This is a genomic window from Acinetobacter sp. TSRC1-2, from assembly GCF_049895885.1.
Classification (GTDB): Bacteria; Pseudomonadota; Gammaproteobacteria; order Pseudomonadales; family Moraxellaceae; genus Acinetobacter.
Genome location: NZ_JAFCTF010000001.1, coordinates 355,965 through 381,044, shown reverse-complemented (window position 1 = coordinate 381,044; position 25,080 = coordinate 355,965). Strand labels below are relative to the sequence as shown.

The following is a 25,080-nucleotide window of genomic DNA, read 5'->3' as shown; positions in this document are numbered from 1 at the left end:
CTCTCTATAAAGAGGGGGAACTTTCTGGATTAATGCGCCTCATCCCAGTTCATGCCTTTGCCCACTTCCACAATCAATGGAACAGAAAGTTTCACTACCGATTGCATTACTTCAGCCAGTTTCGGTGCCAGTTCATCGGCAATCTCAGCATCGACTTCAAACACTAATTCATCGTGTACTTGCAGCAGCATTTTCGCCTGATCTTTCGGCAACATTTTATCGACTTCAACCATCGCCATTTTAATGATGTCGGCTGCACTGCCTTGGAGTGGGGCATTGATGGCTGCACGTTCAGCACCTTTACGTACCATCATATTGCGGGCATCGATATCAGGGGTATAGAGACGACGTCCAAAAATGGTTTCCACAAAACCTTGTTCCAAGGCAATCTGACGCGTACGTTGCATGTACTCAAAAATGCCCGGATAACGGTGGAAATACTGTTTGATATAGTCTTGCGATTCTTGGCGGGTGAAGCCCAGCTGACGAATCAAACCAAATTCAGACATGCCGTATAACAGACCGAAGTTAACCGCTTTGGCTTGGCGACGTTGGTCATGGGTCACATCTTCCAGGGCAATGCCCAATACTTCCGCTGCTGTACGGCGATGCACGTCTTGACCATGATTAAAGGCATCGACCAAGGCTTCATCTTGAGAAAGATGCGCCATTAAACGCAGTTCAATTTGTGAATAATCGGCTGCCAGCAAGACCCGACCTGCAGGTGCCACAAAGGCTTTACGAATTTGACGACCAATTTCGGCACGAATCGGAATGTTTTGCAGGTTGGGATCGGTTGAGGATAAACGCCCGGTTGCGGTTAATGCTTGATGATAGCTGGTATGTACACGTCCGCTGTCATTATTGGCTTGTTTTTGCAAACCATCGGTATAGGTACTTTTCAGTTTGGAAAGACCACGGTATTCCAAAATTAAAGCTGTTATTGGATGATCAATTTTTTCTAAAATACTTTCACTGGTGCTGTATTGTCCAGTCGCCGTTTTCTTGCCACCTTTCAGCCCAAGCTTATCAAATAACACCTCACCGACTTGTTTCGGTGAACTGACGTTAAAGCTTTGTCCTGCCATTTCAATAATCTGGCTTTCCAGATTTTCAATGGTATTGGAAAAATCTACACTCAATTGATCCAGAAATTTCAGATCAAGCTCAATGCCGTTTTCTTCCATCATGGTTAGTACACGAGCCACCGGCATTTCAATATTATGCAAAATACTATCAAGTTCCGGCACGGCTTGTAATTTTTTAGACAACACTTCGTAGAGGCGATAGGTGACATGCGCATCTTCAGCGGCATAATGTGCAGCTGTTTCAATCCCGATTTGATTAAAGGTTTTCTGTTTGACCCCTTTACCGGCCACTTGTTCATAGGTGGTGGTCAAATGACTCAGATAAACACGCGCCACATCATCCATGCCGTGACGGGTTGCCACAGAATTTAAAACATAAGAGGCCAGCATGGTATCGAAATACCAGCCTTGTAATTCAATCCCGTGATTGTGCAAGATGTGGGCATCATATTTTAGATGGTGCCCAATTTTTTCAACACTCACATCTTCTAAAATCGGTTTGATTTGCGCAAGGATGGTCTCACGATTCAGCTGTTCAGGCGCGCCTTCATAATCATGCGCAAGCGGAATGTAATAGGCATCATTTGCATCAAATGCCACTGAAAAGCCAACCATCTCGGCAATGCGATAATCCAGACTGGTGGTTTCGGTATCAAAGGCAAAACGTTTTTCAGTACTTAAACGAGTAAACAGGTTGTCCCAGTCAGCCTGAGTTAAAATGGTATGATAATTGGCTTTTCCGAGTTGATCATCAACACTGGTCAGCTCTGCTTCATCTTCGGTATTAATTACCACTGCAGTATCTACAGCGCTTTCAATTCCTTTGGAGGTCTGTTTATAAACTGAATTATTCGGATTATTGGGATGATCGAGCGACTGTAACTGGTTACGGAATTCAAGTTCGGTATACAAGCGGCGCAGTTCTTCGACATTCGGATCACGCAGTTTAAGATCTTCATAGGTCAGTCCCATATCCAGATCACAGACGATACTCGCTAGCTGATGATCGAGAGTAATGCCTTCGACATTGTCTTTAATACTTTGACCAACTTTACCTTTAATCTTATCGACATTTTCTAAAATGCCACCAATGGAGCCATATTCGGTCAAAAGTTTAGCCGCAGTTTTAGCCCCCACGCCCGGTACCCCACGAATACCGTCGGAAGCATCGCCCATCAGGGTTAAATAATCGATAATTTGATTCGGCCACACCCCGAATTTTTCAAATACGCCATCGACATCCATTGGCCTGTCTTTAAAGCTGTCTTCCAAAGTCACTTTGTCGGTGACCAATTGAGCCATGTCTTTATCACCGGTTGAAATCAATACCTGATAACCGGCTTTTTCAGCACGTTTCGCCAAGGTGCCAATCACATCATCCGCTTCAGCCCCAGGCAGGGTATGCAAAGGAATACCCAAAGCGCGGATCAGGTTGTGAAGATAGGGAATTTGTTGCGACAGTTCATCCGGCATACTCGGACGGTCACCTTTATAAATTGATGAAAGCGCATGACGGAAAGTCGGCTCAGGTGTATCGAAAATCACCGCCATATGCGTCGGCTGGATACGGCGCATCAATTTTTGAATCGCAGAAATGGCACCACGAATTGCGTTGGTCTGTAAACCAGTCGAAGTGGTTAGTGGTGGCAGTGCATGGTACGCACGAAATAAAAAATATGAGCCATCGACCAAAACAAATGGTGGCATTGAAAGATTCCTAATTCAAATATCGGGCTTATTGTACGTGATTTTGCGCATGAACATAGACACATCATCAAACAAGCGTGTTACCGAATATCTGATGAATGCTTAAAAATCAAAGCCCGAGCTGTTGTATGATCGGATCAATAAGAATTGAGAACGAGATAAGATGCACAAAGGGCAGAGCGAAATCCGGATGATTTGGCTGATGGTATTGATTATTGTCGGTGTGGGGGCCTGGTTTTTAGATGTACACATTTTTACTTATTTGTGCGGCTTAGCCTTTGTAATGAGTCTGATGCAATATGTCGATGCCATTCAAAAACCGGTAGCCCAAATTGCTGCAGAAACAAATTTTTCTTATCAAGAAGCCTCTAAAGTACCTTTATATCTTTCTTCAATTATTGCCATTGTCGGAGGGGTAATGGATTGGGGTTTTGTGGTGGGCGTGGGGGTTACTTCTTGGATTTTTTTCTTTCTCAGATGGTTACGCCGTTTAGAGGGTTTATTGAGTCAGGTACAAATACGCTTATCTCAGACTGAACCTTTACCTTATTCTGTTGTAACTTCTGTAGAAAATCCGTCTCTTCCACTTCCTAAATCTCAAGCTACACCGCATTCGATCGGGTTAAATGACCAGTTAAAGCAGTGGATCTTTCAAGGGAATCCGGTATTAAAAGCAGCAATATTGGTGCTGGTGATTGGCATCGTATTATTATTACGCTTTGCGACCGAACATTGGCAACTCAGTCTGGCATTGAAACTGGCAATAGTTGCCATGCTCAGTGGAGCCGTGGTCGGACTCGGTTACTGCTTACAGGCTAAAAATCGTAGTTTTGCTTTAGCCTTAGAAGGCTTGGGCTTGGCAGCATTATTTCTGACCTTATTTTTTGCTTATTACAATGCCGTGATTCCGACATTGGGAATCGCGGCAGTGTGTTTTGCGGCAATTATGTCCGTGACCCTGATTCTCAGCCTAAAGCAGCAATCGATTGAACTGGCACTGATGGCCATGATCATTGCCTATATTGCACCGTTTACCTTGCCGGTCCGTAACGCGACAGCAGTTGAATTGATTGCTTATTATGTGGTGATCAATCTGGCTGTTGCGATCTTAAGCACATTACGTCCCTGGAAAATCCTGAATCAGATTGCCTTTTTAATGACAGTAATTGTGGGGGGAGGCTATGCCTTTTATCAGGGTGAGGAAGCAGAACAAAATACTTTGACGCTATTGGTTGCTGTGCATACCGCAATATTTGTCTGGCTGAGTTTTCGTTTTAGCCAGCTCATTGCCAAAGAAGATCTTATCCAGTTCAAACTTAAACCTGCTTTAGATATTGTCCTGATTTTTGGCGCACCCATTGTCGGCTATGTTTTTATTTACTTAATGCATTTTGAAGAGATGCTTTGGCAAGCAGGAGCGAGTCTGGTCTTTGCAGCCGTTTATGCCGGCCTGTATCAACTTTCAAAACGCAATCAGGCAGTGCAGCTGATTTCACAAAGTTATTTTAGTTTAATGCTGATTTTTCTGGCTTTGATTCCACCTATTTTGCTCGCTGAACAATGGAGTGTGATTGGTTGGGCGGTTGAAGGGTTGATTATTTTTAGCTATGCCTTATACCGAAAATCGCAGATCAGTCGTTATCTGGCCATGGGTTTACTGATTGTGGCGGGTTTATCCAGCCTTTATTATCTTGTCGAGCTGAATGAATTTCCACGTGAGATGTATTGGGGATTATGCCTGAGCTATTTTGCTGTGGTCCTAGTCGCCAATAGCCGAGAGACTTTTAGAAATCAGCTGAGCAATTCCACCATCGCTTTTCACTGTTTGCAGATGCTGTCTGCAACCACGATGTTGATTGTGTTATTGCTCGATGAAATTGACGGTCCTCATCAGCAGGTGATGAGCCTGTTCATTGTGAGTGGATTCTATCTGCTGATGAACGAGGTCATGCTACGCTGTAAAGCGACGTGGTCTTGGTTATTTCCTAAATGGCTCGGTTTAATTCCCGTCTTCGTTTTTGCACTGATTATTGTGATTGATCAAAGCAAGCAGGGGATCATTGTTTGGGAAACTACATTCAATCGGGTGGGTTTTGCACTTTCTGGTTTAATGTTAACGATGTTATGGCTGCGCCCGATGTTGGGGGTACGGACTGAAAAAGAATGGGTTAGTTTTGGGACTTTAATCAGTCTTGCCATGACCAGTCTAACCTTGCTTCCGAGTATGCCTTATATCAGTGTCGTGATTTTGCCTTTGCTGTTCTGTGCTTGGTGTTATTGGCAGATAAATAATCCGGACTGGAAAATGTTCTGGCAAGCGCGCAGTACTTTGCTGCTGATGGCAACCTGGATTATTTGTTCGCAACTGTTTACCGAGCAGGCTTTTCAAGGCTATTTCTTACCCATTTTGAATCCATTTGATTTGGTGAGTATTGCCATGCTGGCCGGCTTTATCTGGATGTTGTCCTTGCAGGTTAAATCAGGTCTGGATAAAGGCATTGTAGCGGTGTTGATGGTGCTCAGTCTGCTTTGGCTCAGCAGTTATATTGTGCTACGTGCATTACACATGTATTTGGGCACGCCGTTTAACAAACTGGCTTTATGGGAAAATGGCACGGTCCAACTCAGTCTGACTTTGCTGTGGGTGAGTTTAGCCTTTATGACCATGAGCCTTGCCAGTCGTAAACAATTGCGTTCAATGTGGATTTTAGGGGGCAGTATTTTGGTGATGGTGACCTTGAAGCTGGTACTTTTTGATTTATCCCATATCGGGACGTTGACCCGCGTAATTTCATTCTTGGGTGCGGGTTTTGTGATGCTGATTATTGCCTATATTGCGCCGATGCCTGAGGGGGAAAGAATTTAATATTTTAGCTCTCCCTTGCGAACTCAAAATATATTTTGAGGATCTTCATCTCCTAAAAGAGAGGAATTGTTTCCTTCCCCCTTTGGGATGAGGAATATATTCCGCAAGGGGGAGGACATAATTTAAGAATTATTTTAAATCCGCCTCTCGTTTCGCTTCTTTAGCATTGGCATATTGATCAATATCTTCTTCAGTTAAAGGCTGCACAGTCGCCGGTCGGTCGACAAAGCCCATTTTTGGTACCGGGATTTCAATTTGATTGTCCAAGAAACCATTACGGATGCGTTCCTGGATTTCATCACGAACTTTTAAAAAGTTTTCATGATCACACCAAATCGCAAATAACAGTTCAATGGAGGATTCACGGAAAGCGGTTACTGTCACTGCCGGTTTGGGGTCAGCTAAAACCAGTGAATATTTATTTGCCACATCCAGCAGCACTTCGCGCACTTTAATAATGTCTTCATGAAAGTTGATGGCTAGGGTAATAGGAATACGCCGAATCGGAAATTTGGACAGGTTGTAAACGGGCGCGCGGATCAGCTGTTCATTCGGCACACGCACATAGACATTGTCCTGAGTCAGAAGTTTCACCGAGAGCAGGTCAATGGAAATTACTTCACCTTCAATGGTATGACCACGAATCAGGGTCATTTGTACCGTATCGCCAATTTCGAAAGAACCTTCTCCAATCAAAAATAAGCCACTGATTAAATTTGAGGCAGAGGTTTGTGAAGCAAAACCCAAGGCTACCGTTAAAATACCGGCCGCGCCTAAAAATACACTCAGTTTAAAACCGGCTTCTTTAAGACTTGCCATTACAAAAATCAAGAAGATGAAATAGAAAATACCACGTCGCCAGACCAGACTTTGGTGCGCATTAAAACGTGAACCAATGGTGCGAATAAAGGCATTCGATATAAAGCGGGCAATCAGAAAACCAATCAGCGACAAAATTACGGCCACTAAAATTTCAGTCAGGCGTTCAGTATTGATGTTGGTGAAAATGCCTTTCACGCTTTGAGTAATTTCTTTTGGAATATTGGAATCTGCCATAGTACCCCCTAGAAAAATGAATCAAACATATTAAACAAGGCAATCGCGGGAGCACGAGGCGGATGTACATACATCACTTCACCTGCATGCGGCGGTGTGCGGTTTTCAATACGAATGCGCGGGGGACGATCCAGACCTTCATGCAACACTTTAATTTGTGAGGTCCACAGCCGCCCGGTACTTTCACTATAAAATAGCGGCAAGGCGGGAACAGGCACATTCATCCGGTCAAAGCGTAATTGTTGATGACTGGTATTATGAAATTCAATCGGAGTCACAGCACGAAAGGCGCGAGGTTTTAATTGATGCAACTCTGTACGCCCATCCACCGCTGTGGCATAGCAAATTTCCCCCGTACGATGATTTGGACCAAACCAGGTATCTTTAGGTAAAATCACCGGAATATCAAATAACGGCTCGCGTTGCCCTTCGACAAAACCGGCAATCCATAACGGGGTACTGATATACAGCGTACCGCGTTGTCCGGCAGGAATATAAATCGGATCCACCGGTTTGATCACCACCGAACGGTCAGCTAAACGCGGCATCAATTGAATCTTATTTTTGGTCGATTTGAACATATAGCGTTCCACTTTGACAGGTTGTGGAAAGCCAAAATTCGGATCTTCAATTTCATGCCAACTTTGCTCATAGTCATATTGAACTTGTGGGCGATGAATCTCCATACGCCATTCCTGCAGACCGCGGGTCAGACGAAACAACAGTGAACCAAACTGCCAAGCTTTAGGCTGATTGAGTTCAAAGGTGTATTCACCCCACCATTTTAAATTTGGATATTCCGGTTCGATCAATTCATTGCTTTCAGACAACGGCATATTTCCTTTCTTGCTTAATCGGTAAAAACAGACTTCACGCTGTCTTATGCTTAGAGTACACTCAAATCAATTTATCCATCATTATAAACTTTGATGCAAATACTTAAACAATTACAAATACCCTATAGTTTTGCCAAACGTCACGGCATATTGCTTCGTTACGAAGGGGATCAGGCTTTTATTGTACGCCGTGAAAATACTTCCATGCTGGCGATACAGGAAGCGCGCCGTTATTTAGGTCATCCAGCGCAGCATCAATTGTGTAGCGAACAAGAATTTCACCAACTGCTCAGTTCCAGCTTTGCCGGTGATACTGGTGAATCGCAACAGGTGGCAGCCGGTCTGGAAGATCATCCCGATTTACTCAGTTTGGCAGACTCGGTACCTGAAGCCGAAGACCTGATGGATCAGGAAGATGATGCACCCATTGTCCGTTTGATCAATGCATTATTGTCTGAAGCGATTCGCGTCGGCGCATCCGATATTCATATCGAATCATTTGAAAAAAAATTATCGGTGCGTTTACGTGTCGATGGACAACTTCGAGAAATTGTCCAGCCACGCCGTGAACTTGCGCCACTTTTGGTGTCACGGATTAAGGTTATGGCCAAACTCGATATTGCCGAAAAGCGTGTTCCGCAAGATGGCCGTATCTCTTTAAGACTGGCAGGGCGTGAAGTCGATGTCCGTGTTTCGACTTTGCCTTCGTCGCATGGTGAACGTGTGGTGATGCGTTTGCTGGATAAGCAAGCCGGGCGTTTGAATATGACCCATTTGGGCCTGATGCAGCCTGATTATGAGCGTTTAACCCATTTAGTGCATCGTCCTCATGGCATTATCTTGGTGACTGGACCTACCGGTTCAGGTAAAACCACAACCTTATATGCGGCATTATCTGACCTGAATGATGGCTCAAAAAATATTTTAACTGCTGAAGATCCAATTGAATACCAGTTGGAAGGTATTGGGCAAACCCAGGTGAATACCAAAGTGGATATGACCTTTGCCCGGGCTTTAAAAGCGATGTTGCGTCAGGATCCCGATGTGGTAATGGTCGGAGAGATTCGTGATCTGGAAACTGCAGAAATTGCGGTTCAAGCATCCCTTACAGGTCATTTGGTTTTGTCTACACTACATACCAATACTGCGATTGGTGCGGTCACGCGATTAAAAGACATGGGGATTGAACCATTCTTGCTGGCCAGTTCTCTGATTGGGGTAATTGCCCAGCGTCTTGTCCGCACTTTATGTCCACGTTGTGCAACATGGCATGATGCTGATGCATTTGAAACCGAAATTTTTCGGCATTTAGATGTGTCAACTGAACTTAAACTGCCTCAACCGAAAGGCTGTGATCACTGCTCACATACCGGATTTATGGGGCGTACGGCTATTTATGAAATTGTCCCTGTAGATGATCAAATGCGCCGTTTGGTGCATGGCAATGCTGCAGAATATGAACTGGAAGCTTATGCACGTAAGCAGTCAGGCTCGATTCGTGATGATGGTTTACGTAAAGTATTGGCAGGAAAAACCACTTTGGAAGAAGTACTTCGCGTCACCAATGAAGCAGCAGATTAACGCGAAATACTTTTGCCTTTCATTTTTTGATCAATTGCTGAACTTACCAAAGCTCGGCAATTTTTTTCATCAGTTGTGCACGAAATGGAGCCGTTGGATTACCTGCATTCCGCTGGGTTTCATTTTCATAAAATTTCTGCCAGGTTTGAACCATCTCTAAAGTCACTTCTTGGGTTTTAAGTTTTTCGACATCTTCTTTGGTTATGTTATTTAGTCGCTTTTCTGCACCTGTAGGCCCAGTTCCCCAGCCAATAATCCCTTGTCCAAATTCAGGTAATTTCATGTTGTGCGGTGTAGGAGGAATTTCTAAACGTTGAATGTCTGGATTGACTAGAGATTTGACCGGAGGTCTTATTTTTTCAGAAATACTGATCTCTGCAAAAGATGTGCTTGCGGTAGAAAGCAGGAGGGAGCTAATCAGAAGATATTTAAACATGAAGAAAACTCATTATTGCAAATAGGAATCATTATATATTGCAAGCTTGGCTTTTTATATTTCTTTTAATTATTAAATTGATGAATAAATCCTATCCTAAAATGATCAGGTCGATTTTAGGATAGGATTAGATTTTGCTTAAGTAATCACATTGCGGGTTACATCAATATTGCCACGTGTCGCGTTGGAATAAGGGCAAACAATATGAGCAGCATCGACCAGTTTTTGCGCTTCAGCCTGATCCATACCTTCTAAGTGAATATTCAAGGTTACTTCAATTCCGAAACCTGTCGGGATCGGGCCGATTCCGACTTCCCCCTCAATATAAGCATCTTTGCTGATATTCAATTTATCGCGGTTGGCAACAAATTTCATCGCACCGAGAAAACAAGCTGAATAACCTGCTGCAAAAAGTTGTTCAGGATTGGTACCCCCACCTGCACCGCCCATTTCCTTCGGTACAGCTAATTTAACATCTAAAATTTCATCGGATGATGTTGCACGTCCATCACGTCCGCCTGTTGCTTTCGCTTTTGCTGTATAGACCGCTTTTTCTAAAGCCATTTTTATGATCTCTATGAATTTGATATGAGCTGCTATCGTGTAGGATTTTGATGAAAGAATAAGCAGTGATTTTGTAATTTTTAGATGGAAAAATTTAGCTTTTCAGGAAAAGATAATTAGAAACTCATGATTTTACGATGCTGAATTAAAGGCATGGATGTCCGGACAGCGTCTTGTTCAGCCAAGTCAAAAGGTACTGTAATTAAACTCGCGCCTTCGCTATGGATGATATCTAAAATTTGACCACGACTATTGCTGGCACCCGCATGTCCCCAAGTCTGACGTTTTGCTCCATGCCAACCTTGTTGGGCAGCACCTAAGACATAGCATTGACTATCCATCGCACGTGCCTGAAGGAGCAATTGCCAATGCATTTGACCTGTAGTGTAGGTGAATGCCGCAGGTGCGGTCAGGATATGTGCATCTTGACTACGTAAAGTGAGTGCTAGCTCTGGAAACCGCAAGTCATAGCACACCATTAAACCAATATTACCGAAAGGTGTTTTTGCAACGACAATATCTGTACCAGGTTCAAAGAATTTCGATTCCTGATATCCCCCAACAGCATCACCGACTTGCACATCAAACAAATGAATCTTGTCATAACGCGCTTCAGTACGTTCTGGGCTAATACATAAACTCACCGTACGTACACGACCATCAGTAATAACCGAGCCATCTGGACGGAACGGGCATGGGAGAGTGCCGGCCACAATCCAAATTTGATATTGATGCGCAAGTTTTTCCAGACGCTGTTGAATGACTTCAAACTGCGTTGCTGTTTCACGCTGTTTTCCACCTGCAAAACAAATAAAGTTTTCAGGGAAAACAATCAGCTCTGCACCATCTGCTTTACTCTGTTGTATGAGTGATTCGATCACGACGAAATTGGCTTCAATATCATCTTGGGAATTCATTTGTACAACAGAGAGTAAAGTCATGTGATGGCTCTAAAAAATAATTTTTATACGTTTTGTTGAGACACTCTTTCAATAGTATCTTGTTCTTTTTGTAGTTGCTTAACCAAAGGCTCAAACATGTTTTGGTTATTTTCGTTCAACTGCATCAGGGTTTTATGCGCATCTAAAACAGTGGTTAACATTGCATTATGAGTAATGTGTTCTTCCATTAATTCAAGCGTGCATACTTTCGGATCACCGCAGTAATTCAAGATCACAAAAACCTGCCCCAAGCCCATGCTATTGGCTAAGGTGGTAATATCCGGATTGGTAGATAGCATGACTGCCTGAATTTGGTGAGTTTGCTTCAACTTTAAACCAAGCTTGGCAAGTATGCCTAAAACAGTACTGTCAATGAATGTGGTTTGGGTTAAGTCTACGATTGCCCCAACGACATTTGATTGCTGTTCAATTTTACTAAGGAGTTTGTCTAGACTGATACAAGATTGGGCACGCACTTCGCCAATAAGCTTAAAAATATGCGTTCCATTCAAGCTTGCATATTCAACATGACCTGTTGACATATAAATGCCATTTGCAGAGAAGGATTCTAAAATTATCACATAGGGCCACTACAGACTCAAGTAGTCTAGGGTCGTATATCGCTTACTTGAAAGTTAACGTATTGATTATATGATTAATTCATTCGGCGCAAACTTAGGATCGCAATGTCGTCTGCAACATGTTCCGGTGCCTGGAAGGATTGATTCTGTAAGTGGAAGACTAATTTTTCAAATTGTTCATTCAATCCACCATCAAAAGGTTCAAGAGCGCCATCTGAACAAATAATAAACCGGGCATGACGATTCAACACGCATTCAAACTCTTCAACTTCAAGATCTTCAGTAAGTCCCAGAGGGAAACTGCTGGTATTTAAAATTAGCGGTGGTTGGTTCGGTTCAAAGATGATCGCAGGAGGATAATGTCCGGCACTCGACCAACGCAATTGATGCGTTTCTAAATTTAAAACCCCTGCAATCATGGTAATATGTTTTTCGATATTTTCTTGAACCAGCATTCCGTTGAGCTTTTTAATCAACTCGCGCGGTGTTTTAGAGCGGCCATGAAAAGCAGCCATCCAAGAAGTCAATAAACTACTGGCGACGCCATGCCCAGAAACATCCGCCAGATAAAACATAATTTCTTTATCGCTAATTTTCCAGTAATCATACCAATCACCTGACAGATATGCAGAAGGTTGAAACAAGGTTTCAACTTTATAATTTATCAATTCAATGGGATTGGGAAGCAAGCACTGTTGCAAATATGCCGCTGAGGGGAGGTCCCGACTATCTTGATTACGCTTGTATTGCGCATCAATTTTAAGTAACGAATCTTCTGGATCACTCGGCAATTTATTCCATATCCAGCCCGCTAAAGCACCCAACTCCCAAGCTTGGGCTAAAGGGGTGCCTTCATTTTCAAAAGCCAGCACAATTGTGGGTAGCGACCACTGATGCGTCAGATAGTCTTGTACATCCGCAATCGCTAAAATTGTGGGATCATACAAATCAATATCATCTATGTGAATCATTTGCACACTGGGAAGCGTACTTAGAACCTGATCTAAATAAGGAATATTGCGAGTCGGTTGAATGAAATACATAAAGAAATTGTATGTTCCTTAGGGTGATAACGAATAGCTTTACTATAACAATCTAATCATCAGCAGAGAAAGATGCTCTGCTGATTATATGCTAATAAATAAAAAGACTTATTTGCTTGTTGAATCTACATCTTCTTGTGGTACTTCGTCTTCAGGGGTGTCTAGATCATCTTCAATGAACATGGTTCCAGGTTCGAGTCCTTTCTTTTCAGCAATAGCAAAATTTTTACGTTGCAGATAAATATCACGAATTGCAGCATATTTATCACCTTGTAAAACATCTTCTATATCTAAAAGTTGTGAACGGGCATCAATACCACGTAAAGATTGCTCTGCCCAATAAAGACCATCATGATCTTCCAGAAGGTATTTTTGTGGGCGTGCTTGACCATCTACAACTAAACCAACAGTATCGCGGAAGGTACTTGGGCCGAAAACAGGCAAGACTAAATATGCCCCAGAAGGGATTCCATAATAACCTAATGTTGTACCAAAATTTTCTTCTTCAGTAGATAAACCAAGACGTCGAGCAGGGTCGGCAAAGCCTAAAGTGGTGACAGTGTTAATGGTAAAGCGTCCTAAAGATTGTGCAGCACGAAGAGGGCGACCTTGAATCAGCTGATTTACTACATTCCAAGGTTCACCTAAATTTTTGCGGAACTGGCGATATGAGCCTCGAACGTCAGTGGGTACTTTATTCTTATATTGAACGGCTAAAGGACGAGCCAAATGACGATCTAGAACATCATTAAAAGCAAAAATCTGTCTATTTAAGGGTTGCAAAGGATCTTTCTGGCTGTCCGGTTGAGTAGCATTGGCATTTACTTTTAAATCTTTTGCAGTAACATTTTTTAATTCTTTTAAGGCTTGAAGACGTGGATGCTGAGCAGGCTGGATTTGTTGTGTAGAAGAAGACTCTAAATCTGTTGTAGTAAGAGATTCAGGATTATCAAGTGAATCATTTGCAAATACCGGAGCAATCAATCCAAAAGAGAACAGGCTAGCCCAAAAAAAACAAGTGTGACGCATAAAAAATCCTAGAGCTCGATAATAAGCCGGTGCTTAAAGCTAAAAATACGTAATAAAGTATATTAACAGTTCTTTGAGAGAGGGTATTAAAACAAATTTGATCAAAATGTGTAGGAAAAAAAGATAAAATGATTAAAAAATATCCTGACGATGTGAAAAGTTAAAAAAAGGTATTGCCAGCCCTCTGAAATGCTGTAGAATGCACATCCATTGGCGGTGATGTTGATTAAAACTTGTTGAGAAACAAGGGTTTAGCCTAAAGGGTTTGAATCTGGAAGTCTTGAAGAGGTTTAAAGTAATCAATAAAACCTGTTGACTTTCTTGAGATAGAGAGTAATATAGCCGACCTAGCTTGCTGCTGACGAAGTGGCAAGACACTCATTAAGAGATTATGAAGAACAACTTGTGTGGATTTTTACTGGTTGATCGATCGAAATTATTTTCATTGATTGATGGTAGAAATGACTCGAAGTTTATTTGAGAAATATTTGTCAGAAAATTGATGAGCCAAGATTGGTGCCCTTTAAGGCACTAAGCAATATTAAACTGAAGAGTTTGATCATGGCTCAGATTGAACGCTGGCGGCAGGCTTAACACATGCAAGTCGAGCGGGGAAAAGTAGCTTGCTACTTGACCTAGCGGCGGACGGGTGAGTAATGCTTAGGAATCTGCCTATTAGTGGGGGACAACATTTCGAAAGGAATGCTAATACCGCATACGCCCTACGGGGGAAAGCAGGGGATCTTCGGACCTTGCGCTAATAGATGAGCCTAAGTCGGATTAGCTAGTTGGTGGGGTAAAGGCCTACCAAGGCGACGATCTGTAGCGGGTCTGAGAGGATGATCCGCCACACTGGGACTGAGACACGGCCCAGACTCCTACGGGAGGCAGCAGTGGGGAATATTGGACAATGGGGGGAACCCTGATCCAGCCATGCCGCGTGTGTGAAGAAGGCCTTTTGGTTGTAAAGCACTTTAAGCGAGGAGGAGGCTCCCAGTATTAATACTACTGGAGAGTGGACGTTACTCGCAGAATAAGCACCGGCTAACTCTGTGCCAGCAGCCGCGGTAATACAGAGGGTGCAAGCGTTAATCGGATTTACTGGGCGTAAAGCGTGCGTAGGTGGCCAATTAAGTCAAATGTGAAATCCCCGAGCTTAACTTGGGAATTGCATTCGATACTGGTTGGCTAGAGTATGGGAGAGGATGGTAGAATTCCAGGTGTAGCGGTGAAATGCGTAGAGATCTGGAGGAATACCGATGGCGAAGGCAGCCATCTGGCCTAATACTGACACTGAGGTACGAAAGCATGGGGAGCAAACAGGATTAGATACCCTGGTAGTCCATGCCGTAAACGATGTCTACTAGCCGTTGGGGTCTTTGAGACTTTAGTGGCGCAGCTAACGCGATAAGTAGACCGCCTGGGGAGTACGGTCGCAAGACTAAAACTCAAATGAATTGACGGGGGCCCGCACAAGCGGTGGAGCATGTGGTTTAATTCGATGCAACGCGAAGAACCTTACCTGGTCTTGACATAGTAAGAACTTTCCAGAGATGGATTGGTGCCTTCGGGAGCTTACATACAGGTGCTGCATGGCTGTCGTCAGCTCGTGTCGTGAGATGTTGGGTTAAGTCCCGCAACGAGCGCAACCCTTTTCCTTATTTGCCAGCGGGTTAAGCCGGGAACTTTAAGGATACTGCCAGTGACAAACTGGAGGAAGGCGGGGACGACGTCAAGTCATCATGGCCCTTACGACCAGGGCTACACACGTGCTACAATGGTCGGTACAAAGGGTTGCTACCTCGCGAGAGGATGCTAATCTCAAAAAGCCGATCGTAGTCCGGATTGGAGTCTGCAACTCGACTCCATGAAGTCGGAATCGCTAGTAATCGCGGATCAGAATGCCGCGGTGAATACGTTCCCGGGCCTTGTACACACCGCCCGTCACACCATGGGAGTTTGTTGCACCAGAAGTAGGTAGTCTAACCGCAAGGAGGACGCTTACCACGGTGTGGCCGATGACTGGGGTGAAGTCGTAACAAGGTAGCCGTAGGGGAACCTGCGGCTGGATCACCTCCTTAACGAAAAGATTGACGACCGGTAAGAATCCACAACAAGTTGTTCTTCATAAAGATGTATCGATGGGTCTGTAGCTCAGTTGGTTAGAGCACACGCTTGATAAGCGTGGGGTCACAAGTTCAAGTCTTGTCAGACCCACCAAGTCTACTAACTGAAGAATTGAAAGATGAAAATCTGGAGATGAAGTTACAAACGAAAAGATACATTGATCTCATGATAAGCTGGGGACTTAGCTTAGTTGGTAGAGCGCCTGCTTTGCACGCAGGAGGTCAACGGTTCGACTCCGTTAGTCTCCACCAAATTTTTGGATAAAAAAGCACGGCTTTTTCCAAAAATTTAAAGCAAACAGCGATGCTGTGCGCAGGCACAGATCAGATGGAGCTTTAAGCTAAAGATGACAGAACTTAGTAAGTTAAAGCTTATTAACTTCTGTGATTTATCACGGTATTAAACCTGACCTGACGAAGGCAAGTTTATTCATTAACAGATTGGCAAATTTGAGTTGAAATAAATTGTTTAACTCGTTTCAAACAACCTAGCAAGCAATTGTGAAAGTTGAATGAAATGAGAACTAGCGATTAACTGAATCAAGCGTTTTGGTATATGAATCTAATAGAAGCTGTACTGTAGTTCAATCTACAGGCCACAAACTGTATGGAGAAGATGAGCAATCATCTGCTTCTGTCTTGACACTACTTGTAGAGTGTTAACGACTGTTTGGGGTTGTATAGTCAAGTAATTAAGTGCATGTGGTGGATGCCTTGGCAGTCAGAGGCGATGAAAGACGTAATAGCCTGCGATAAGCTCCGGGGAGGCGGCAAATATCCTGTGATCCGGAGATTTCTGAATGGGGAAACCCACTTAGCATAAGCTAGGTATTGCATGATGAATACATAGTCATGCAAGGCGAACGAGGGGAAGTGAAACATCTCAGTACCCTTAGGAAAAGAAATCAATTGAGATTCCCTTAGTAGCGGCGAGCGAACGGGGAAAAGCCCATTAAGTCATATAAGTTCTAGTGGAATGCTCTGGGAAGTGCAACCGTAGTGGGTGATAGTCCTGTACACGAAAGGGCTTATATGATGATGTCGAGTAGGGCGGGGCACGTGAAACCTTGTCTGAATATGGGGGGACCATCCTCCAAGGCTAAATACTCCTGACTGACCGATAGTGAACCAGTACCGTGAGGGAAAGGCGAAAAGAACCCCTGTGAGGGGAGTGAAATAGATCCTGAAACCGCATGCATACAAGCAGTGGGAGCCGACTTGTTCGGTGACTGCGTACCTTTTGTATAATGGGTCAGCGACTTACATTCAGTAGCAAGGTTAACCGTATAGGGGAGCCGTAGGGAAACCGAGTCTTAATAGGGCGTTCAGTTGCTGGGTGTAGACCCGAAACCGGGTGATCTATCCATGAGCAGGTTGAAGGTTGGGTAACACTAACTGGAGGACCGAACCCACTGTCGTTGAAAAGCCAGGGGATGACTTGTGGATAGGGGTGAAAGGCTAATCAAACTCGGTGATAGCTGGTTCTCCCCGAAAGCTATTTAGGTAGCGCCTCGGACGAATACCATTGGGGGTAGAGCACTGTTTCGGCTAGGGGGTCATCCCGACTTACCAAACCGATGCAAACTCCGAATACCAATGAGTACTATCCGGGAGACAGACTGCGGGTGCTAACGTCCGTAGTCAAGAGGAAAACAATCCAGACCGCCAGCTAAGGCCCCAAAATTATAGTTAAGTGGGAAACGATGTGGGAAGGCACAGACAGCTAGGAGGTTGGCTTAGAAGCAGCCACCCTTTAAAGAAAGCGTAATAGCTCACTAGTCGAGTCGGCCTGCGCGGAAGATGTAACGGGGCTAAAACTATATGCCGAAGCTGCGGATTTACACGTAAGTGTAAGTGGTAGGGGAGCGTTCTGTAAGCCGATGAAGGTGGATTGAGAAGTCTGCTGGAGGTATCAGAAGTGCGAATGCTGACGTGAGTAACGACAATGCGAGTGAAAAACTCGCACGCTGAAAGACCAAGGGTTCCAGTCCAACGTTAATCGGGGCTGGGTGAGTCGACCCCTAAGGCGAGGCCGAGAGGCGTAGTCGATGGGAAATTGGTTAATATTCCAATACTTCTGTGTAATGCGATGAGAGGACGGAGAAGGTTAAGTCAGCCTGGCGTTGGTTGTCCAGGTGAAAGGTAGTAGGCATGCATCTTAGGCAAATCCGGGGTGCTCTATGCTGAGAACTGATAGCAAGCTGCACTTGTGCAGTGAAGTGGCTGATACCATACTTCCAGGAAAAGTCTCTAAGCTTCAGTTACACAGGAATCGTACCCGAAACCGACACAGGTGGTCAGGTCGAGTAGACCAAAGCGCTTGAGAGAACTCTGCTGAAGGAACTAGGCAAAATGGTACCGTAACTTCGGGAGAAGGTACGCTGTCGACGGTGATGGGATTTACTCCCTGAGCGGTTGACAGCCACAGAAACCAGGCCCCTGCAACTGTTTATTAAAAACATAGCACTCTGCAAACACGAAAGTGGACGTATAGGGTGTGATGCCTGCCCGGTGCTGGAAGGTTAATTGATGGGGTTAGCGTAAGCGAAGCTCTTGATCGAAGCCCCAGTAAACGGCGGCCGTAACTATAACGGTCCTAAGGTAGCGAAATTCCTTGTCGGGTAAGTTCCGACCTGCACGAATGGCATAATGATGGGGGCGCTGTCTCCAGCAGAGACTCAGTGAAATCGAAATCGCCGTGAAGATGCGGTGTACCCGCGGCTAGACGGAAAGACCCCGTGAACCTTTACTGCAGCTTGACATTGAACTTTGATCTTACTTGTGTAGGATAGGTGGGAGGCTTTGAAACCAGGACGCTAGTTCTGGTGGAGCCAATCTTGAAATACCACCCTGGTAATATTGAGGTTCTAACTCTGCTCCATAATCTGGAGCGAGGACCATGTCTGGTGGGTAGTTTGACTGGGGCGGTCTCCTCCTAAAGAGTAACGGAGGAGTACGAAGGTGCGCTCAGCGTGGTCGGAAATCACGCGTAGAGTATAAAGGCAAAAGCGCGCTTAACTGCGAGACCCACAAGTCGAGCAGGTACGAAAGTAGGTCTTAGTGATCCGGTGGTTCTGTATGGAAGGGCCATCGCTCAACGGATAAAAGGTACTCTGGGGATAACAGGCTGATACCGCCCAAGAGTTCATATCGACGGCGGTGTTTGGCACCTCGATGTCGGCTCATCTCATCCTGGGGCTGAAGCAGGTCCCAAGGGTATGGCTGTTCGCCATTTAAAGAGGTACGCGAGCTGGGTTTAGAACGTCGTGAGACAGTTCGGTCCCTATCTACCGTGGGCGCTGGAAATTTGAGAGGATCTGCTCCTAGTACGAGAGGACCAGAGTGGACAAACCTCTGGTGTACCGGTTGTCACGCCAGTGGCATCGCCGGGTAGCTATGTTTGGAAGGGATAACCGCTGAAAGCATCTAAGCGGGAAGCCTACCTCAAGATAAGATTTCCCAAGGACTTTATGTCCTCTAAAGAGCCGTTGAAGACTACAACGTTGATAGGTTGGATGTGGAAGTGCAGTGATGCATGAAGCTGACCAATACTAATTACTCGTGAGGCTTGACTATACAACACCCAAACAGTTGGTGTTTCTAAAGATTTCTAAGCAAAATGCTTGATTTGGTAAAGCGCTAGTCAGACAATATTCAACTCAAACAGCCCAGTCTGTCAAGATTTGGAAAAAGCAACGGCATAAGGAACACTGTTCCGCAACTAAGACCCAAGCAAGTATCCATAAACAGTTGTGCTGGCGACAATAGCAAGAGTGAACCACCTGATCCCTTCCCGAACTCAGAAGTGAAACCTCTTTGCGCTGATGGTAGTGTGGGGTTACCCATGTGAGAGTAAGTCATCGCCAGCTCATTATTCCAAAAGCCCCTGCTCTGCAGGGGCTTTTTTTATGCCGGAAGAAAGAGAAAGCGAAAATAAAGCTAAACTAAAAAAGACAAGAAAACTCTATCCGTACGTTCAGCTGATCCCAATCTACACATTCACGCTCCTGTTGAATGATTCTATAGAGACGACAAGTTTTTGTTCAATTTACGTGTATTGTATAAGCCAAATAATACACAGTAAACTTATGCTAATCACTTAAAGGGTTATAGCTATTCAGATATATAATTAATTATTAATCTTTCTTATTAAAGTATTCTTAGAACTTTCAGATAGTTTTAATTTAATGTGTTATAGCAATTTGCTACATCCTGTATATGCTTTGTTTCAAAATGCAGTTTTTGATTTTATTCATAAAAGGTCCTTGTATAACTAATAAGTAAGCTAAATATTGAATAACATAGAGGAAAAATCATGACAAATGAAAATAAACTAGATAACTTAAAGAATAAAGCAACTGATTTAGGTGAAGACCTAAAATACAAAGCTAAAGAAGCAAAATTGCAAGGTGACAAAACAGTTAATGATCTAAAACATAAAGCTGCTGAAATTAAGCTTGAAAGTGAAAAGGCACTTCATAATTTAAACAAGGAAACTGATGCTAAATATACTGAGGGTAAAGTGTCATTTGATGAAAAAATAAATGATGCAAAAACTGAAACTTCAGGGACAGAAAATAGGGTGCAGGATAAATTAGAACATTTAAAAGCCGAAGCTAGCCATAAATTTGAAGAAGCAAAATTAAAAGCGACTGAATTTAAGCAAGAAGCTTCAGTTAAGTTTGATGAACTGAAAGCGCAGGCAAGTACTAAATTTGATGAGTTAAAGAAAACTGCAACAGACACTCTCCACAAATTTAAAAAAGATGACCAAGGTTGATTTGGTTGAGTTTTAATCAAATATTCCAGCTAGATCATTTTTAATTTAGCTGGAATGATTAGAAGTTAAATAAGGATTTTTTAAGAAATAAAAAAAGTTATTGGGTTATTCTATCTTTGATTTCCTGATCAGTATTGAGCCATTCAATTTTCTTTACACGATCGTGGACAATGGTGATGGTATACATCATATTTTCTATTTCATATTTATATTCCATTGCTAAATAACGATTTTCACCTTCTTTGAGTTCACGTGTAATCATTGAGTTTGGAGATAACTTAAGACGACTTTGCATATCTGTAAAAGTATCGCCTAAACTGATTAGTTGTCCTTCGGGCGTATTTATGGAAAAAGTTTCATTTGCTGCATGGGTAAAGGATATAGCAGTCAATAAAATGAATGGAAGCAATTGTTTTAGCAAAATATATTCCCCAAATAAAAAATTGTTAAAAAAATAATGTGTAGATAATATAAAGAACAAAATATAGGCATGTCTGCATAATAATTGTTAAAAAAATAATCGTTATTTATATAGGTCAATCAAAAAATTAAATTTTTAAAACTGTTTCGAATCTATCTAATTTAGCTTGTGCTAGTTGATGATTTAATAAAAGTATATTTATAGATGAATCAATAAAAAGTATTTAAGATCCTTATCAAAATAAAGAGTTAAGCCCTAAAACCTACTAATTAGGTTGGGTTTTTAGCAGCATTCATAAAGCAATGTCGAACTTTGCTTAACCTTCAGTTCATTTAAAGCTAAACTATGATATTCAGTTGTATGTCCGTACTTGGAGTAAACTTATGTCATGGCTTTCTTCGCTTAAATCTGTTTTTTCACCCTCGCAGGAGGTGAAGGAGGAAGACATCCAGAATGTGCTACAAGGCTATATATTGCCAAATTCAAACAATGTATTAAAAGACCGAATTACCCAAGTGAATGTTGAAGGACGAGTATTACAAATAACGATTAATACTTATCCTGAAGAAGTGGATCATTTACAAAAAATCCATGATGATTTGGCTGATGCCTTAGAAAAATGCGGTATCCAAGAACTTAATATGCATGTGATCCAGCAAAAACATGCACAAGGTAAAAGCTGTTCCAATCATGATCATGGAAAAGAAGGCCATAGTTGTTCTAGTAAACCTCAGGGTAAAAATGAAACTTCTCAAGCTCAAAAACTTCCACCTGTAGTGGATGCTTCAGGCAAAACAGCTTCAGCTGAAGTAAAAAATGAGCAAGATGCAAACAATCCACCGATTCAAAAACCAGCACCACAACAAAGAGATGTACCTAAGCATCCTCGTATTCAAAATGTTATCTTGGTTTCTTCAGGTAAAGGTGGTGTGGGGAAATCGACTACCACTGTAAATCTTGCATTAGCATTGCAAAAACTAGGTCTAAAAGTTGGTGTTTTAGATGCCGACATCTATGGTCCAAGTATTCCGACCATGTTGGGTAATGCAGGACGTACTCCGATGATTGAAGCGGAAAATTTTGTTCCGATTGATGCTTATGGTATGCCGGTTCTATCGATTGGACATTTAACGGGAGATAACAATACTCCAGTGGCTTGGCGGGGTCCGAAAGCAACAGGTGCCTTGATGCAGTTGTTTAACCAAACATTATGGCCTGACTTAGACGTTTTAATGATTGATATGCCACCAGGCACAGGTGATATTCAATTGACACTGGCACAGCGTATTCCTGTGACGGCTGCTGTCATTGTCACTACTCCACAAAATGTGGCATTAATGGATGCGACTAAAGGAATTGAACTATTTAATAAAGTTCAGATTCCTGTCATGGGTGTCATAGAAAATATGTCGACCCATATTTGTTCGAACTGTGGTTATGAAGAGCAAATTTTCGGTACCGGTGGTGGTGATAAATTATCTGAACAATACAATATTCCTTTACTGGGTCGTTTGCCTTTAAATGTTCAAATTCGCGAAAATGCAGATGCAGGTAAACCGTCGGTGATTGCAGGAGATGATGCAGCAGAGAGTTATATGGCTATTGCTCAAAAAATTGCAGATCAATTGCCAAAAGTAGAAAAGCCGCAAAATAGAATTTTCTAAATATCAAATACAGTTAAATATTCATGTAAAAGTCCAGCCTACGTTGGACTTTTTTATGCTGTATTATTTTGGTCGTATTCATTCGGCTTACACTAAGAAGCTAAACTCAAAAATAGTAAAATAAAATTATTTTATAATTATCTAATTTTTAAATAAGTGTATAGATAGCATTTCTAATCAATTATTCAGTTCTATGGGGTAGATCGACGACGTTTATAATGTTAAATAATATTCCAGCGCCAAAACAACCGTGTAATCACAAATAATATGACGGCAAAAATTAGCGCTTCTAATAATAGACCAGATAATAAAATTTTCGCCAAACTGAAGTCAATATGTCCATTTCCAAAGTGGGTAATCCAGTGACTGATCTAATGCAGAACACCCAAGATCATATCTTGATCAATCATATTTACTTGGAACACTTTTGCCCCTAACCAAAAACCAATATATAAAATGGGGACAAGCGTGAAGGGATTGGTCAGCCAAGCGAGACATAAACTTATAGGTAAGTTGACTTGAAAAAGTAATACCGTCAAGACAATCAAAATGCTGTGAAAAGGCAAAGGCAGCATACCCCAAAATGTGCCAATAAAAATGGCTTTTGAAATAGACTTTCTGTTCACATACCATAACAAAGGATTTAAGGTGCGTTGACCAAAAATCTTCATTAGTTTCATCTCTGCGACTTTATGAGGAGAGGGAAGCCTGGATTGAAAGAATTGTTTTGTCATAAATATATGATACTTAAATAATAATGTATTTTACTCGAATTGGTTACCTCGAAGCAGAACAAGTATGACTGAATGTCAATATTAGTGCTTAAAAAAGTGCTCCCTGAAATTTTTTATAACAAATGACTGTCTAGTTGTGTTGAGGTATTTGACGTATAGATTTATGATTTATATATATTTTTTAGATTAATTTTAGAATTTCTGGAAACATATGAAAAAACGTATTTGCTAAGTACAATAAACTCATTTACTCTTCGCGCACTCTATAGAGAGGTCGCATATGATTTCATGGCTGTTTATCGGTTTAGTCGTCACTATTTTATTGACACCTGGCCCAACAAATACATTGCTTGCATCTTCTGGTATACAGGTAGGTGTGCGTCAATCATTACGGCTTATCCCGGCAGAATCAATTGGTTATTTAATTTCAATTACTGTTTGGGGAATTATTATTGGTACAGTTTCAAGTCGATTTCCTATTCTCCCCATATTTTTGAAGTTATTAAGCGCGCTGTATATTATTTTTCTGGCTATTAAACTCTGGAAAACAGCAGATATTCAAGCCAGTTATAATCAGCCGACCATTCGTGCACGTGAATTGTTTTGTGCAACTTTATTGAACCCTAAAGCATTACTCTTTGCTTCTGCTGTTTTTCCAAGTTCAGCATGGCTAACAGTGCATAATTACTTAGTTCATATTGGCATATTTCTCATTTTAATTGTGCCAATTGCCTTGTTTTGGACTTTTATCGGTTCTATCTTGGCCACTAATAAAGTACGTTGGCTAAATCAAGCTAACTTACAAAAAACAGCTTCTTTGGTTTTGGTCAGTTTCTCTATTCCACTGGGTTATTCTGCTCTTTTAAGTCTTTAAGTTAAGATGATGAAAATATGCATGGGGTAAAAAATGATGTCATCACCTGATCATCATTTCCATTGCAGCCAATTTCAGTTAAAGTACAGCGCAATAATTGATTTAACTATTTTTGGATATAGAAATAATGGCAATTAAGTCTGATCGTTGGATTCGTGAAATGAGCGAAAATCACGGCATGATTGAACCGTATGCAGAAAACCAAGTGCGTTATGATGAAACAGGTGAAAAACTCATTTCTTATGGTGTTTCAAGCTATGGTTATGATGTTCGTTGTGCGCGTGAATTTAAAGTATTTACCAATGTCCATTCAGCAATTGTCGATCCAAAAAACTTTGATGATAAAAGCTTTATCGATATTGAATCGGATGTATGCATTATTCCGCCAAACTCATTTGCATTGGCCCGTACAATAGAATACTTCCGTATTCCACGTAATGTTTTGACGATATGTTTAGGTAAATCGACTTATGCACGTTGCGGTATTATTGTAAACGTGACTCCGCTTGAACCTGAGTGGGAAGGACATGTTACCTTGGAATTTTCAAATACAACTAACTTGCCTGCCCGTATTTATGCAGGTGAAGGTGTGGCCCAAATGTTGTTCTTTGAATCAGATGAAGTATGTGAAATATCATATAAAGACCGTGGTGGTAAATACCAAGGTCAGACTGGTGTGACTTTGCCAAAAGCATAAACAGTATAAATAATTGAATAAGCGGATCATTTTGGTCCGCTTATTTTTTATGAAAT

At 42.3% G+C, this 25,080-nt stretch carries 16 protein-coding genes, 2 tRNA genes, 3 rRNA genes and 1 pseudogene; 11 read left to right on the top strand and 11 right to left on the bottom strand.

The annotated features are described in order from the left end of the window. Positions 1–29: 29 nt before the first annotated feature. Entirely contained in the window at positions 30–2,795 is a 2,766-nt protein-coding gene (gene polA, locus ACP69Y_RS01760) for a DNA polymerase I (protein WP_425915613.1), read from the bottom strand. 163 nt (positions 2,796–2,958) lie between these two features. Here polA and ACP69Y_RS01755 point away from each other — a divergent pair, with 163 nt between their 5' ends. Further along, positions 2,959–5,661 (top strand): DUF2339 domain-containing protein, encoded by a 2,703-nt coding sequence (locus ACP69Y_RS01755; protein ID WP_425915611.1) that lies wholly within the window; start codon positions 2,959–2,961, stop codon positions 5,659–5,661. A gap of 129 nt (positions 5,662–5,790) precedes the next feature. Here ACP69Y_RS01755 and ACP69Y_RS01750 read toward each other — a convergent pair whose 3' ends face one another. Together ACP69Y_RS01750 and ACP69Y_RS01745 are read right to left on the bottom strand one after the other, a co-directional pair. After that, positions 5,791–6,717 (bottom strand): mechanosensitive ion channel family protein, encoded by a 927-nt coding sequence (locus tag ACP69Y_RS01750; RefSeq protein ID WP_425915609.1) that lies wholly within the window; start codon positions 6,715–6,717, stop codon positions 5,791–5,793. Positions 6,718–6,725: 8 nt separating this feature from the next. Then, positions 6,726–7,553: a hypothetical protein gene (locus ACP69Y_RS01745; RefSeq protein ID WP_425915607.1), complete on the bottom strand. Its 828-nt coding sequence runs from the start codon at positions 7,551–7,553 to the stop codon at positions 6,726–6,728. Between the two features lie 93 nt (positions 7,554–7,646). Here ACP69Y_RS01745 and gspE point away from each other — a divergent pair, with 93 nt between their 5' ends. Further along, complete coding sequence (gene gspE, locus ACP69Y_RS01740) at positions 7,647–9,134, top strand: type II secretion system ATPase GspE (protein WP_425915605.1); 1,488 nt, start codon at positions 7,647–7,649, stop codon at positions 9,132–9,134. A gap of 43 nt (positions 9,135–9,177) precedes the next feature. Here gspE and ACP69Y_RS01735 read toward each other — a convergent pair whose 3' ends face one another. From ACP69Y_RS01735 to ACP69Y_RS01710, 6 genes are all read right to left on the bottom strand, one after another. Then, entirely contained in the window at positions 9,178–9,570 is a 393-nt protein-coding gene (locus tag ACP69Y_RS01735; protein WP_425915603.1) for a DUF4951 domain-containing protein, read from the bottom strand. 138 nt (positions 9,571–9,708) lie between these two features. Then, a complete protein-coding gene (locus ACP69Y_RS01730) occupies positions 9,709–10,134 on the bottom strand; it encodes an organic hydroperoxide resistance protein (RefSeq protein ID WP_425915601.1) in 426 nt (141 codons plus the stop codon). Positions 10,135–10,250: 116 nt separating this feature from the next. Continuing rightward, positions 10,251–11,075 carry a carbon-nitrogen hydrolase family protein gene (locus tag ACP69Y_RS01725; RefSeq protein WP_425915599.1) on the bottom strand — a complete coding sequence of 275 codons (825 nt, stop codon included), beginning with the start codon at positions 11,073–11,075 and terminating at the stop codon, positions 10,251–10,253. 23 nt (positions 11,076–11,098) lie between these two features. After that, the gene (gigB, locus tag ACP69Y_RS01720; protein ID WP_425915597.1) at positions 11,099–11,617 is read right to left on the bottom strand and encodes an anti-anti-sigma factor GigB; all 519 of its coding nucleotides are present in this window, start codon (positions 11,615–11,617) and stop codon (positions 11,099–11,101) included. A gap of 113 nt (positions 11,618–11,730) precedes the next feature. Then, positions 11,731–12,699: an RsbU family protein phosphatase GigA gene (gene gigA / locus ACP69Y_RS01715; protein WP_425915595.1), complete on the bottom strand. Its 969-nt coding sequence runs from the start codon at positions 12,697–12,699 to the stop codon at positions 11,731–11,733. Positions 12,700–12,807: 108 nt separating this feature from the next. Beyond that, complete coding sequence (locus ACP69Y_RS01710; RefSeq protein WP_425915593.1) at positions 12,808–13,728, bottom strand: MlaA family lipoprotein; 921 nt, start codon at positions 13,726–13,728, stop codon at positions 12,808–12,810. A 543-nt stretch (positions 13,729–14,271) separates the two neighbouring features. Here ACP69Y_RS01710 and ACP69Y_RS01705 point away from each other — a divergent pair. From ACP69Y_RS01705 to ACP69Y_RS01680, 6 genes are all read left to right on the top strand, one after another. Further along, a 16S ribosomal RNA gene (locus tag ACP69Y_RS01705) occupies positions 14,272–15,809 on the top strand. 62 nt (positions 15,810–15,871) lie between these two features. Beyond that, a tRNA-Ile gene (locus ACP69Y_RS01700) sits at positions 15,872–15,948 on the top strand. Between the two features lie 82 nt (positions 15,949–16,030). Next, a tRNA-Ala gene (locus tag ACP69Y_RS01695) sits at positions 16,031–16,106 on the top strand. Positions 16,107–16,536: 430 nt separating this feature from the next. Continuing rightward, positions 16,537–19,430: ribosomal RNA gene (locus ACP69Y_RS01690) — 23S ribosomal RNA — on the top strand. A gap of 178 nt (positions 19,431–19,608) precedes the next feature. Beyond that, positions 19,609–19,723: ribosomal RNA gene (gene rrf / locus ACP69Y_RS01685) — 5S ribosomal RNA — on the top strand. The 16S, 23S and 5S rRNA genes sit together here with 2 tRNA genes alongside, the layout of an rRNA operon. Before the next feature lie 446 nt (positions 19,724–20,169). Beyond that, positions 20,170–20,634 (top strand): hypothetical protein, encoded by a 465-nt coding sequence (locus ACP69Y_RS01680; RefSeq protein ID WP_425915591.1) that lies wholly within the window; start codon positions 20,170–20,172, stop codon positions 20,632–20,634. A 97-nt stretch (positions 20,635–20,731) separates the two neighbouring features. Here ACP69Y_RS01680 and ACP69Y_RS01675 read toward each other — a convergent pair whose 3' ends face one another. After that, positions 20,732–21,055 (bottom strand): hypothetical protein, encoded by a 324-nt coding sequence (locus tag ACP69Y_RS01675; protein ID WP_425915589.1) that lies wholly within the window; start codon positions 21,053–21,055, stop codon positions 20,732–20,734. A gap of 383 nt (positions 21,056–21,438) precedes the next feature. Between ACP69Y_RS01675 and apbC the strand changes: the two genes are divergently transcribed. Continuing rightward, entirely contained in the window at positions 21,439–22,719 is a 1,281-nt protein-coding gene (apbC, locus tag ACP69Y_RS01670; RefSeq protein ID WP_425915587.1) for an iron-sulfur cluster carrier protein ApbC, read from the top strand. Between the two features lie 221 nt (positions 22,720–22,940). On the opposite strand, the pseudogene ACP69Y_RS01665 reads toward apbC, so the two are convergent. Continuing rightward, positions 22,941–23,453 (bottom strand): annotated as a pseudogene (locus ACP69Y_RS01665) (DUF2062 domain-containing protein). A 280-nt stretch (positions 23,454–23,733) separates the two neighbouring features. On the opposite strand from ACP69Y_RS01665, the gene ACP69Y_RS01660 reads away from it, so the two are divergent. Continuing rightward, positions 23,734–24,327, top strand: a complete 594-nt coding sequence (locus ACP69Y_RS01660; RefSeq protein WP_425915585.1) for a LysE family translocator — start codon at positions 23,734–23,736, stop codon at positions 24,325–24,327. Positions 24,328–24,454: 127 nt separating this feature from the next. Beyond that, a complete protein-coding gene (dcd, locus tag ACP69Y_RS01655) occupies positions 24,455–25,024 on the top strand; it encodes a dCTP deaminase (protein ID WP_425915583.1) in 570 nt (189 codons plus the stop codon). Positions 25,025–25,080 lie beyond the last annotated feature (56 nt).